The organism is Leptolyngbya sp. CCNP1308 (assembly GCF_034932455.1).
Classification (GTDB): domain Bacteria; phylum Cyanobacteriota; class Cyanobacteriia; order Phormidesmidales; family Phormidesmidaceae; genus Nodosilinea.
This window is the reverse complement of the sequence record NZ_JAYGIH010000004.1, coordinates 19309-32506: the sequence shown is the minus strand read 5'-3', so window position 1 is coordinate 32506 and position 13198 is coordinate 19309. Positions and strand designations below refer to the sequence as shown.

The following is a 13198-nucleotide window of genomic DNA, read 5'->3' as shown; positions in this document are numbered from 1 at the left end:
AAAAAAATATCTTTAGCAATTCTGCAATAGCTTTTTTGCTGCCTATTTTTATTAATGCTTTAGTTGCACTCTCAGCGATTTCATGATCATCATCTTTTAATGATTTGAGCAATTGTGGTATTGCTATATCGGAGGAGCTAAATCCTCAGCATTGGCATTTAAGTATTAATGAAATGTTTAAGGCATTAATCCAATCAATAGTCTTCCGCTGCAATTCTGGCTTTACTTTACCCGCCAATTTCGCTCCTAAAATCAAATCCACGTCATTCATGGCTAGCTTGACCACTCGCAGTGCCTGGTCTTCCTCACTGATCAGTGCCAGCATTAGAGCAATCGGTTCAGTCCATTTCAATAGATTAAGATAGTCTTGCTTTAGTTGGTCATCACTAAGATCTAGCAACAGCCTTAGCAAGTATTCCGCTGCGTAATATTCCTGAATAAGCTGGTGGCCAAACTCGATTTTATCAGCACTGCGATTTTGCAGCAGATGGTACTTGAGTAAGTCATCTAAAATATCTCGAACCGGGAATTTCTCCGTGGGAAAAATTCTGCTGAGTTCCTGTTCTGCTTCATTCCTAGGGAGCGCCACACGAAAATCAACCTGGGTTTCTCCCTGCATCATGACGGAGGCGATGGCTTGCAGGGCAGGTTTCCAAAGTCTGCGATCACTGAGCGGCCTCACGTCCCCCTTCAGCAGCGCCACCTCATGCTTTCGCACACTGCTGTCTTCGTACATCCTGGTAAATGCCTGAACAATCCCTGCCAAATTAGATGGCATTTGATGCTTAGGCGACTGTTGAAAGACCTCGCAGAGCATCCACAGCAGCAAAGGTGTTTGGCCAAACTCCCGCAGGCGATTGTCGAGTTGCCGCAGCATTACCTCGGCCTGGTCTGGTACATAGGCGCGAATAAACACCTTCATTTGCTCTTCGGTCAGGGGCTGCATTTCCAGTTTCTTCTTGATGCCCAGGTCTCCCCCCAGGCCCAGATCTCGGGTGGTGAAGATCATGGGCATTCTGGAGTGGTCCTGCCGAAAGCTGGCCAGCTGAGTTCTTGCCGTTTCGGATGGCAACTCATTCAACCCATCCACTAGGAGTAAAAAATGCCCCTGGCGTAGTAGCGACGAGAGGGTAATCTCATCCAGAGAGAAAGTCGGATCGTGTTTGTGGAGAAATGCCTGGATGCGATCTATGACTGAGGTTTGCCAGTAGCGCAGCTCTACCAGAATGGGAATTTGGCCCGATCTCTGTTCTAGAGTCTGAGTTGCCATTTCCAGTAGTAGCCGAATCAGCGCTGTTGATTTACCAGAGCCGGGGCGTCCAACCAGCAGCACATGGTCATCGGCATATTTGCGAATGCCTTCCAGTACAGGCAATCGCTCAATTTTCTCCTGCTGCTCCTGACGTCGGTTCGCTTCCGAAGCAGTCGAATCCTTTTCTCTAGGAACAGTCTGGACCATCAAGCCGAAGTCAAAGGGCGAGGGGCTCTCTAACCCTGGTTCCTGAATTTTTCCAGTGGCATCGGTCAGGGTGTAGTAACGCCACCACTCTTTGTAAGTATCAACCAGTGACTGCAAATATGGCTGAAAGTTAATCTGCGCTGGAGCCTTCGAAGCTGCACCGCTCTGAATTGCCTCGACGATCGCCTGCACGGCTGCATCATTGATTTCGACGAAAGTGCGATCGCCAATCTGAATGTCTTTGCCTTCGCCGATAGTGATGTTGTACTTGCCCAGCTGGAACAGCGATCGCCCTTCTTCATCCTTTAGAGCTTGCTGCAACGCTGTGATATCTCCCTCAGAGTATTCCCCGGAGGCAATGTGCTCAAAGATGTCGGAAAGGTCATCAGTCATAAGCGGCACGGGCTCCGATTATGGTTGGTCAGAAGATGGCGACAGCAGTTGCTGAATCACGGGGCGTATTTGCTTCCAGGCAATCTCTCCCTTGAAGTGGTCGAAAAAATTGGCAGGCTCACTGTAGTAATACAGCTGATTATCGCTCAATCCGTAAACGACCGGCACCTCATACCAGAGAATATCGACTCGACGGTCAATTGGGTTCGTCGTCTGAATCGCCGCTTTCGTCTCAGTATCGAGTTGATCGACCAGGGCGATCGCAAAGCAAAAATGCATTGGCACTCTAAAGTTGTACAAGGCTTGGCCAGCGGCTTTGGGGTTTACCTGCCCACTCGCCCACTGCAAACATTCACCCGAGAACTGCTGCAGGATGGGCATGGTAAGCGAAGCAAACTCAGAAAACAGGAAAATTGCCTCTCCTCGGGTACTCAGCGGGCCGAACGGAAGCTCAAAGTCTGAAATTCTAGCGACGTAGTTGAAATACTGGCTATCGCTCATCACGTTTTGCTGAATATCCAGGCAACCCTGCTGCTTGAGGCGGTTCAGAGCTCCATCCAGATATTGATCGAGCGTTTGGCGATCGCGGCACAGCTCTTGTGGGCGCGGGGCGTTTGCCTTGCTGGTATCACTCTGGTCTGCGCGAATAGCTTGAATCAGTGCCTGAATCGCTTCGTCGCTCCAGGAAACGTAGGTGCGATCGCCGATATGAATATTTTGTCCTTCCCCAATATTGACGTTGTACTTGCCCAACTTCGATCCATCGTGTTCTCTATCTAGAGCCTGCTGCAGCGCTACAATATCCACCTCAGAATATTCTCTTGAGGCAATGCGTTGAATAATGTCTTGCAGGCGATCGCTCATTGATAATCGACGACGTCTAGTTTGATTACTCAGCAGCGAGGAGCGACCATTGTTGAATTGCTGACCCCCACAGCCAAACTATCTCCTCACTGAATTTTTAGGATGTTTTGGATGGTCGATCCAAAACATCCAGATTCTCTTTAATCAAATCATAGCTGATGGGGCTTTCCCCATCAGCAAACTAAGCCATTGAACAAGCGGATTAGTAGTACACGTAGCAAATCAAGTGGCTTCATCCTGTCATCAGCCTGAGCAATCGCGCAGCGAGGGCAACCATAGGAACGGGCAACTCTTGATACTGAGAGATTTGACCGCTTCAAGAGGCTTTGCCAGATGGGCGATTGCTGATGTCTTTAGTCGTTTCCACACCTCAACTTTACGAATCAATGGGAACATCTGCTAGTATAGTACAAGCGAACTATACTAGATACGTTTCGTTTAAGGGCTCTACACAAAATTGGATGCATCCTTTTTTGTCCGATCGCTGATGAGCGCTCCATCAGGCATTAAACAGTGATGAACCATTGAAGGGAATCAATCCATGACTCCACTTGAACGATTGAAAGCAGGTTTGGAAAGATCTAAAGAAAACGGATGCGAAGACAGTAGTACGGCTAATCAGTCTCAGCAAGATTATGAACAGCGGGCTGATGAAGCTGATCGCCAGTTACGTGAAAAGCAAGCTCGCGAATTGAGGAGGTTCTGGGGCTAAATTTTAGGTTTGGCTAAGTTTGAGCAGTCTAGCTTCTCCGAGCAGGAAACCTGCCTCCTCGGTGATTTGCCCTGACGCAATAGTCGAGGAGCAGGATTTCTTCATGAAAACTAAATACGGAATTATCCGGTTTATCGTCTGGAGTTCAGTAAAGGGGATTGGTCGTTGAATATACCTATCCTTTTGAGCCATGCCCCCCGAAGAGAATTTTGAGCAGCAACTTAGAAAGCTGGTTTTTGAAGATAACTGTGATTTAGATGATGCTTTTAATCAAGCAAAAAATGATCATCAACACCTTGCTGGAAAAGCCGACAAGCTCTTTAAGATTAAGCAAAAAGTCGCTTTAGATCTTCAAAATTTTAGGCGCAATTCTTGATAGCAAATTAATCCGAGAGCCGCATAAATGCAATTTCTAATTCTGTAGCTAGTCTATGTCTACATGTTCGTAGTCAGGCAAACGCTTAACCAGATAAGCAATATATCCCTGTAGCTGAACGACGCTATGTGAAGGTAAGTTTTCTGGAAGAAGATTAAGTCCTAAATATTCTAGTGCAAAGACATAGAGTTCATCTTCAATAACTATCGGAGTAATTGGGTTTTCCAAACTGCTTTTCCGGCCCCAAGTCAAGCAGTGACTAAGGTTTTCCAAAAATTGATCTAGCGTGAAATAAAACGCATCTATTTTTCCTTGAGACGCACTAATTTGGATGTCAGGATAGTACTGTAAAGTATATTGTCCTAAGGTCCTTGCTAAACCATTAGCTCGCTTCCGATCTAGCCAGCGGGCTACGACTTTACCATCTTCTAATTCCTCACGAAACTGTTGGAGTAGCTTGATTTGTTCTTGAAGACACGCTTGAGAGCGAGCTTCTAGAAGGCTATTATCTTGGCTGCTTTCGAGAGCTTGTAATTTTGCCGTCAGATTATCTACTCCAGCTTGGAGGAGAATATCGGCTTTAGCGGCAAGTGCAGACAACTCCTGCTGCACATCCATTAGCTGAAGGACCTTTCCTCTGACTTGATTAAAATCTGCTAAATGTTTGTGGGGGAGGTGTCCTAATTTACGGAGTTCATCCAGAGCAGCCAAGCGGATATTGAGATGATCTGCCAGTTGAGGTTCAAAAATAAGAGTAGGTAAAGGGAGATTCTCTAGGGTTGGATCAGCTAGCTCAGTAGCGGTAGGAAAACTCTGTACCTGTAAAGCTGTCTGAACGATCGCGCGAATATCGGCGGCGGTAGGACCATAATAACGATGGCCCACCTGAACACCAGTCCCCTCTCCAATAACGGTGTTAAACTTCCCATCCTGTGAAACAGATTGATTGGCGTTGAATGGGGACTGTGGAGTTGACTGGTCATTTCTGGCTAAAGGCTTCTCAGTCGATTCAGGCGTACCACCCTGTTTATCCAGCATCTTTGTTTCTAGCGAAAAAAGCTGATGTGCACCAAGCATAACCCACGAATTTGACCATAGCCAACTGTATGATCATTTAGGAGAGCCTTTAAGCTTGCCTTGTCAATCTTTCTTGACACTTAATTAGCTTAACATGCCAACACCCCACGAGTTACTGCTGATAACAGACCAAATCCTCAATCAAATTTAGCAAAATGGGGCGTCTTTAAAAAGTTGACGGCAAACGGAAGATGGATAGAAAATCATCCAGTACGTGCTGCAAATTGGTAAATACAACACCCCTGTAGGCGAAGGAAGAGATATTTGAATCGGATGATAGGAGCCGACTGCGATCGCACCGTCGCTACTGTTTCATCCACTAATTACAATCTAGCAATCTCAGACTGAGGGGGATCTGTAAGATCCCTTAGTATGGACTCGCTTTGGCTGGAACTGTTTTGCCTTTGAACCACAGCGAAAGCGATAGCTGCACCTGTGGAAATAACCAGAAATGCCGTTATGATTAGGAACCTTTGATACTTTTGCTTGTAGCGTAAAACCTCAGCAGAGGCTGCTTTGTGAGAATTGACTTTATCTTGCAGAGTCTTTTCTTGTGCCTTTAACGAAGTTTCTAGAGAATCGACTCTTTTCTGCAAGACTAACTTTCGACCCCTTGCATCGGACTCGAAAGAGCTTATTCTTTCTTGCAGAGCCTCTTCTTGAAGCTTCGAGGTAGCTTGAATTGTGTTCAATTCCTCCTGCAATGCCCTCTCATTTGTTCTAGCCACTTCGAGTTCTTTTGTCAGGAATTCCAAGCGGATTAAAAAGTTTTCTTCTTGAAAGGTTGCCGCTTTCAAAGCATTTTCACTGGCTTCTAAAAACTCAGTTTCTATGACACTCAAATTTTGATACGACTTCGCCTCTTGCAGCACCTGACCTCGCCACAATAAATCCGATGGGCGATCTTGGGCCTGCCAGTCTTGAGCATCTCTCACTAGGCGTAAACGCTTGTAGCGATTTAGCTGCTCTGCCTCTAGCCAACCTTGGTAGCGCGGCCAGTTGTCGATGAGAGCCTCATGGACTAGCTCAACCTGCCCATCACCTTGAGTATCACTGGGCGTTAGTCGAACCAGCTTTGCCTCAACTAATTTATCGATAACTTGATTAATTTGAGCAGCATCCATAAATGTATCCTAGTTAAGACTGACTGGATAGAACAGAAACTGAAAATATAAGAGATGCCTTATCCAGGTCAGTTAAAGTCACCTCAATTGGATAGCTTTGATTGGCTTGAGAATGATTCAATTCAACCAAAAGCAGCCCTGGCGAATCGCGTTGAGCAAACCCATCCTGGTCACCATCATGAATGCGAATTGAGCCTTCGGAGGGAAGCTGTCCTAATACCCTTAGCCGATTCCCCCCTACAAGCATGGCTTTGAGACGGAGTTTTCCTTGCGTCGTTAGCCATTCACGTTGAACAGAGGGCTTATCTGTTGACAGAGTCAGGGTCAGATTATCCAGGATGTCTTTGGCGACAAGCATGGTTAAAGCCATTTGCTGCTGGGGGCTGGCTCCTTCATACCCTTTTGGGAAAGTTGCCTTTAAGCTGTCTGTTATTCGAGTTGTCGCTCCACGGGTTGGTACATTGGCCGCCAATACAGCTCCGGCAACCTGATTCATTGCCTGAGCCTGAGCAGGAAACAAACTTTCTACAGCTTTTACCAATTGGACCCCAGGCTTGAGTGACTCTGAAAGTAATTCCTGACAGCGTTCCAGTAATTCAGACAAAATTTGTTCAGGTAAAGCTGTGGGAAGCCGCAGCGATCGCAATTGCGTCAACCAAGGCTGTGGAACCGTTTCAGAAAGGTCGATTGGATATTCTACTAAAGCGGTTTCCCAAGGAAAGAGCGGCGGCTGGCGCTCGCTGTCCGTTGTTATTCTCTCGTGCAGCAACCCTTTAAAGCGCTGCTGTACGACAGGGGGCGGTTCGGATGACGTGAGCAACGCGTCCATGAGCTGCTGTGCTATTTCAGGGTTGCCCTCCGGTTCATTGCTGGTGGCTGTGGTCACAATATCAGGATGCTCAATGTTCTGAACTCGACTGCCAGTCTGGAGAGGCCTTGTTACTTGAACGTCCATAGCAATTTCAGCAAGCAACCGGCAAGGAATACGCCGCTTAACCAGGTTCATTCCATTACCCAACTGCACAAGCCCCAACATGATCTGTCGAGCGATCACTTGCTCATCGAGGGATAGTTCCGCAAAACACTTTTCAGCCTGCTGCACCAGGGCATGACGACCACGTCCTACCTCTCGATAATGTTGCCAAGTGATTCGGTTGCGATCGCGCTTTTCCCACAGTCCGGCCAAAATCACCTGTAGTAGTGGTAGGCACTCGGGTTCACGCAGGATATCTTGCACCAAGGCATCCACGACTCCCGCTTCAAACTTCAGCCCTACCAAATCGGCTGGCTTGGTAATCATAGTGTGTAATTCAAGAGCACCTGGAGACATTACAGGGATACGAACCGACTTACAGGCTGACGCCAACTTAGGAAATTCGACTAGTCGTGACTCGTATTCAGACTGAAGAATGATGATGACGGTATATTGGGGCTCAGGGGTCTGAATCAGTTGTAGCAAGCTATCAACGAAAATCTGCCGAGTGGTGATGTCATCACACAGGGTCAAGAGTTCTTCAAATTGGTCGATCACCAAAACGGCAGGTTTGCCTTGACCTATCCGATCCAAAACTTGTCTTAAGTGACTCGGGTCTTGCTGCAGATACTGAGTCAAACGAGAGACTAATGGCTCCTTGTCTACCCGCTTAGGGCATAGCAGTCGAGCGAGTGCCTCAAATGGGCGACTACCCGGTGCCATCCAAGAATAGTCGAGCCAGGAATGCCGATTGGGTAGTGTGCGTGCTCGGAGTTTCGGCAGAAATCCTCCAAAAACGACTGATGTTTTACCAACACCCGAAGAGCCGGTAACTAGCAGCAAGCGCTCTCTATCAGAGGTTTGTAGCAACTGTCTGACCAGAGATTTACGACCACAAAACAGGGCGTTCTCTGCCTCCCGATAGGGTTTTAAGCCGATATAGGGGCATTGACTATCATCTGGGCTGGGAGCTAGCTGAGGCTCAAAATTACTCAGCGTTGCTTCTGGAGGCTCATGACCCGCTCGGTACAGAATGGCCGACCAGTAGTCAAGAAATCCTTGAGCGAGCCAGCGTTCCTCTTCGTTATCAATGATCGCCCCTGTTGCCTTGCCCTTGGTGATAAAAGACTCAATCAACTTCAGGGTTTCGGGCTCATCGCCTCGAACCTGATGCTGTTTGAGTAACTCACTATGGGTTACTCGCAACGATAGAAGGGAGGGAAAGCACTTTTTTTCGGCAACCATAACTTGGAGAGGCTCAAGAGAGTGTAATAAACTCCAGTGTTTAGCTCAATGCGTTCAAAACACCTGCTAAATGCTCACCCACTTTACTGAGTTCATCAAATAGTAGCTTCAAATTGGTGTCCACTCGATAGAAACGATTTAAAGCTTGGCTACGGTACAGATGGAAGCAACTGCGGATTCTAGCCGGGTTGTCTTCCCTCATCGCCGATTCCAAATTTTGAGTGTGGCTTTGAAACCACGTAGTCCAGTCATCTTGATGCTCATCAAAGAAGGGTTTAACTCTTGCTTTTAGATCAGGCCAAGCCACTTCAAGTTCCATGAAGCTGTAGCCGATGGTGGTTTCAATCAGCCTCAGATCGATATCAATGGCTTGCCAATAGTCGTGACTGACAACCAGTACAGCCAAGCGGTTTGCCAAGTCAGCCAGGGCAGCAATACTCAATTCGAAATCGCGAACTTTGTCAGATTCTGGACACAGGTCAAAGAGCTTCTGTTGAATGACGAACATTGATTCAATCAATTTGGATAGTCGTAAGGCGCGTGCAGCTTGATTCAGTTGGGTATTGAGCCGGGAGGGTTGGCTCGCGATGATTCGTTTTAGTTGATAGATAGCGTGCCTAAGTCTCTGCGGATCTAAAGCAGCGATCGCCTCACCTAAGCTTTTTTCAGCGCTTTGTAAATCACTAGGCCATTGAGCAGTACTGACACTGTGGTCGATTTGCTGGCAGACAGCTTGGATTTTTACGGTGTAGTTTTGGAGGCGCATATGGTACACAGCACAATCTCCGACGGCAATTTCATCTTCTGGAAATTGTTTAGCCTCCTTCGCAAGCGGTTCGTAACAAACGACCTCGACATTGTGGAGCAAATCATGGAGTTCTTTGAGTTTTGCCACGATAGCAATCTTCTCACGCGCAGTTCGAAAGTCAGCACGGAAGGTGATTACGGAGTCACGAATCTCCGGATTGTGCAGCAAGTCAGATAATGCGTTCAGTCCTAAACCAACGGTTGTGCCGTACTCCTTCTGAAATAGGCGCAGTTCTTCACGGAGGAGGGTCTTCACGATTTCGGCTTCACGGCTGTATTCGTTCGTCCACAGTTCATCTCGGATGATGCTTCGTAAGGTTTCTTGGTCGATCTGGTAAATGCGATCGCCAATATGAATATCTCCTTGACCTTCGCCCAGGTTGATTCCATATTTACCTGACTGCTGAACGTTTGACTCCATAAACCGGTTCTACAGGGGGATTACTGGCAGATTTCTTTACAGAGGGTTTCTTTAATCAAATGCCATTATTTAGAGAGTTCTACCATACTAGATGTCAGTGCATAGTTCCTGAGGTAAGTATTTCAGTTTTCTTCCTAAGTATGTTTACCATCCTAAGCCATGTCTGTTCCTGAAGAGTTGCTTGCCTCAATAGATCGCATCCTCAATGGTCATCCGGATGACGCCGACTGGTTACAGCTACAACAATTACGGCTTGGGGCGGTAGCTCCCGGTTCGCAGTCGGTAGCCATCAACCAAAGCGCAGATGGAGCCACAATCACTACTGGCGATGGCAATCACATTCTCAACATTGTGTTTCAGGCAAATGGATTGAGAGTTGGGGAACGTGACTACCAGGGAGATGGAGCTGAGATGTTGAGATCTCTCCTCCAGGAAATTCTGAAGCCCAAAATTGAGATTGACTGGCCAAAGGTTAGCCGCATACTCCTGGAGCACCAGATTGAGCGGTTGACTTCAAATCCACTCACCCGTAACGAGGGCATCGCTTATCGGACAGAGCAGGTGTATGTGCCGCTGGGGTTGGTGGAACGCAAGAAAGTGTCGCGGCGGAGGGAGGATGTGTCGCCGGAACAAGGCTCGTTGCTGTATGAGGAAACGGAGATTACCCGGAAGTTTGAGCATGAGGACTTTCTGGAGCAGGTGTTGCGGCGGGGGCAGAGTCCTCGGAGTGGGGGACGACGGATTGCGGTGATTGGGGAGCCGGGAGCGGGCAAGACGACACTGTTGCAGCAGATGGCCCGCTGGGTGTCTGAAAAAATTGCAGGGGCGATCTCAATTTGGGTATCTTTGGCGGATTTGCAGGGGCGATCACTGGAAGATTATTTACTGGAGCAATGGTTGCCAGCGATGGTGCAGCAGCAGGGACAGGCGGAGGCTTCAACGCTGGTGAAGGATGCGTTGGCAGCACAGTTTCGGGCAGGGCATGTGTGGCTATTGCTGGATGGGGTGGATGAAATGCCGGTGGTGGCGGGTAATCCGTTGGGTGAGATGGAGCGGCAGGCGCGGTTGGGGGGGTTGTTGACGCAGGCGCGGATTGTGTTGACTTGTCGGTTGAATCTATGGGATGGAGATCGTCATGCGCTAGATACGTTTGACGTTTATCGGACGTTGGAGTTTGCGTATCCGGGACAAGTAGAGCAGTTTGTGGGGCAGTGGTTTGCGGCGCTGCCGGAGGCGCAGGTGGGGCAGGCAGAACGGTTGTGTGGGGCGTTGAGGCAACCGGGGAAGGAACGGCTGCGGGATTTGGTGAAGAATCCGTTGCGGCTGACGCTGTTGTGTTTCAACTGGTATTTGGGAGAGGGAACGCTACCGGAGACGAAGGCGGGGTTGTATGAGCAGTTTGTGGCGGATTTTTATGAGTGGAAGCGAGAGCGGTTTCCGACGATGGCAGCGCAGCGGCGGCGGTTGAATGCGGCGTTGGGGGAGTTGGCCGGGAAGCGATCAGCCAGGAGGGAACGCGGTTTCGGCTACGGCATGATTTTGTCTGTCAGTTTTTAGGTGAACCTGACGAGGAAGGTTCGCTTTTTCAACTTGCGTTGAGTTTAGGGTGGCTTAATAAAATCGGAGTAGAAGAAGAAAATAGAAGAACGGCGGTCTATGCCTTTTTCCATCCTACATTTCAAGAGTATTTTGCAAGCTTAGCGATTTATGACTGGCATTTCTTTCTCAATCATATTCCTGGCAATCCTCTTCAACCGGATGCCAGTTATTTTGCCTTTGAACAGCCATGGCGGGAAGTATTTTTATTATGGCTAGGAAATCAACACATCTCCAACTCACTGAAAGAAGAACTATTGGGTGCATTGATGAATTTTGACGATGGATTTGGCAAGCCAGACTTTTATAGATTTCGTGCCAAACTATTAGCAGCCTCTAGCCTTGTAGAGTTTCAATCTTTTAGCAAAAAGCAAGAAGTAACTGACTGGATTCTAAATCTGTCGATCAGCCAAATAGAAACATTTAATAACCCCACCGCTAATTCCGCCAGGAACCTTCTTAAAGAAATACCGTGCTCAGTGCTAGCCGAAACATTTTCAGTGTTTTTGAGATGTGAAAATGTTCACCTTCAACACGATGCAGCCAAATTAGTAGGAGAACTGAAATGTAGTGATTCTAGAGTAGTAAACGCTTTAGAATACTTGGCTCTAACAACCGAGTTCAAAGATACCCGCTGTGATGCGCTTTGTAGTTTATTAGAAATTGATTCTACGAACGTAATGGCTATAGATGGTTTAATTCAAATTTTATATAGTCAGGGAATAGATGCTACTTTGGCAATTCCTGCTGCACAAGCTCTAAGATATGCAGAAATACAAAAGGAAAAAGTAATACAGAATCTTGAAAATTTTATACAGCCACAATTTCTAGAAAAAACTACTGTTTTGCTTCCACCTCAGCTATAGTTAGCTTTATCCGCTTCCTTTAGTATTCTCAAATTCGATCCTGACAATGAACAAGCTATTGCTATGATTCAGTTCTTATCTCAGAATAATTGGCTCCAATCACGCAGACATGAAATTTCAGAAGGCTTATATAAATTAGGAATTCAAAATACAGGTATCGACACTTCAAATCTTCGAACCAATCGTGAAATTCTAGAAAAAGATCTGGCTGAAAGATTGTCAGTGATAGGGTTAAGCTTAAACTTGAAGCGGCTAGAAATTATTGAAAAATTAATCAATATTGTAGCTGATACTCAGGACGAAAGAAACCAGAAGAAAGCTGCATGGTGCCTAGAGCTGGTTCTTCATGATTTCCTACCCTCAGTCCCAAATGAGTCATACCCTAATTTAGTAACCTCACTGAAGAGATGTATAGAATCCCTGCCAGAAAAGGATCAGAAGAAGAGAGCACTTATCAGTATCGGCACTCAGGAACCAGCTTTAGCTTGCTACAAAGGTTTATGGAATATTTCTGATTTTCTAGACTTTAAAAGTTTTTATAAAGCATGGTATTCATAATAAGAAGAATAAAGTTTTTGTGAATTGTCATTCAGCCAATCATTCATTTTTCTTGACAGCATCAATTTTTTAAACCCAGACTCACTTTGAGTTGTAGCTGTGAGGATATTCAAGTTTTTAAGGATGTGAGACATGTTGTGAAATGCAATTCAAAAATGCTGAAAGCCTTGCCAAAAAATATTTTCGGAGCTTTCAGCCAATAAGGACTGAAAGCCTTGTTTGGAAGGAATTTCGAGGTTTTTCGAGTTTAATCTACAACAACTTTATTAGTTAGGCAAGGTAATTACTAACGGATTTTGTTGTAGAGGTCGATAAGTAGAGTGTCGTAATTAAACGATGTCATTCCGACCGAAGGAAGGAATCTCGGACTCTGCCAACGACCGAGATGTCTCGACTTCGCTCCGCTCGGCTCGACATGACAGAACTACGTTTATTTAGAGCGGCCTACTTATCTTCGGGAAAGCCCCCTAGATTAGCGGAAGATACACTGCGGATTTATTGGTCTAGCTCTTAAATCCCTTGCTCCGAATACTGCATGTACTGGATGCGGTCTTTGGGCTCAGTCATAGGAATCAAAATCGTGGGAATGAGGTAGTAGTGGCCACTTGCCGCACCAATCCAACCATGCCCAAGGCAGTATACAGTCACAACGGCTTCTGGATCTACCTTCGCTTGAGCCTTTAACCACTCCAAACCGGTCAGGATGGGTTGCTGAGCCACTACTTTA

12 protein-coding genes are annotated in these 13198 nt (G+C 46.8%); 5 read left to right on the top strand and 7 right to left on the bottom strand.

All coding sequences use genetic code 11. The features are described 5' to 3' along the window. Positions 1-145 precede the first annotated feature (145 nt). Positions 146-1852 (bottom strand): NACHT domain-containing protein, encoded by a 1707-nt coding sequence (locus VB780_RS03215; protein WP_323349696.1) that lies wholly within the window; start codon positions 1850-1852, stop codon positions 146-148. Positions 1853-1870: 18 nt separating this feature from the next. Continuing rightward, positions 1871-2716: a hypothetical protein gene (locus VB780_RS03210; protein WP_323349695.1), complete on the bottom strand. Its 846-nt coding sequence runs from the start codon at positions 2714-2716 to the stop codon at positions 1871-1873. A gap of 541 nt (positions 2717-3257) precedes the next feature. Here VB780_RS03210 and VB780_RS03205 point away from each other — a divergent pair. Beyond that, the gene (locus VB780_RS03205) at positions 3258-3428 is read left to right on the top strand and encodes a hypothetical protein (RefSeq protein ID WP_323349694.1); all 171 of its coding nucleotides are present in this window, start codon (positions 3258-3260) and stop codon (positions 3426-3428) included. Positions 3429-3618: 190 nt separating this feature from the next. After that, complete coding sequence (locus tag VB780_RS03200; RefSeq protein ID WP_323349693.1) at positions 3619-3804, top strand: hypothetical protein; 186 nt, start codon at positions 3619-3621, stop codon at positions 3802-3804. A 48-nt stretch (positions 3805-3852) separates the two neighbouring features. Here the strand turns inward: VB780_RS03200 and VB780_RS03195 are convergent, their stop codons facing one another. The 4 genes from VB780_RS03195 to VB780_RS03180 form a co-directional block, all read right to left on the bottom strand. Beyond that, complete coding sequence (locus VB780_RS03195) at positions 3853-4842, bottom strand: hypothetical protein (protein ID WP_323349692.1); 990 nt, start codon at positions 4840-4842, stop codon at positions 3853-3855. A gap of 362 nt (positions 4843-5204) precedes the next feature. Next, the gene (locus tag VB780_RS03190; RefSeq protein WP_323349691.1) at positions 5205-6005 is read right to left on the bottom strand and encodes a hypothetical protein; all 801 of its coding nucleotides are present in this window, start codon (positions 6003-6005) and stop codon (positions 5205-5207) included. Between the two features lie 13 nt (positions 6006-6018). Then, positions 6019-8223: an ATP-binding protein gene (locus VB780_RS03185; RefSeq protein WP_323349690.1), complete on the bottom strand. Its 2205-nt coding sequence runs from the start codon at positions 8221-8223 to the stop codon at positions 6019-6021. Positions 8224-8263: 40 nt separating this feature from the next. After that, positions 8264-9451, bottom strand: a complete 1188-nt coding sequence (locus tag VB780_RS03180; RefSeq protein ID WP_323349689.1) for a hypothetical protein — start codon at positions 9449-9451, stop codon at positions 8264-8266. A gap of 159 nt (positions 9452-9610) precedes the next feature. Here VB780_RS03180 and VB780_RS03175 point away from each other — a divergent pair, with 159 nt between their 5' ends. The 3 genes from VB780_RS03175 (at position 9611) to VB780_RS03165 (ending at position 12471) form a co-directional block, all read left to right on the top strand. Next, positions 9611-11008, top strand: a complete 1398-nt coding sequence (locus VB780_RS03175; protein ID WP_323349688.1) for an NACHT domain-containing protein — start codon at positions 9611-9613, stop codon at positions 11006-11008. A gap of 38 nt (positions 11009-11046) precedes the next feature. Further along, entirely contained in the window at positions 11047-11913 is an 867-nt protein-coding gene (locus tag VB780_RS03170) for a hypothetical protein (RefSeq protein ID WP_323349687.1), read from the top strand. Positions 11914-11976: 63 nt separating this feature from the next. Further along, entirely contained in the window at positions 11977-12471 is a 495-nt protein-coding gene (locus VB780_RS03165) for a hypothetical protein (protein ID WP_323349686.1), read from the top strand. A 510-nt stretch (positions 12472-12981) separates the two neighbouring features. Here the strand turns inward: VB780_RS03165 and VB780_RS03160 are convergent. Further along, a complete protein-coding gene (locus tag VB780_RS03160; protein WP_323349685.1) occupies positions 12982-13191 on the bottom strand; it encodes a hypothetical protein in 210 nt (69 codons plus the stop codon). Positions 13192-13198 lie beyond the last annotated feature (7 nt).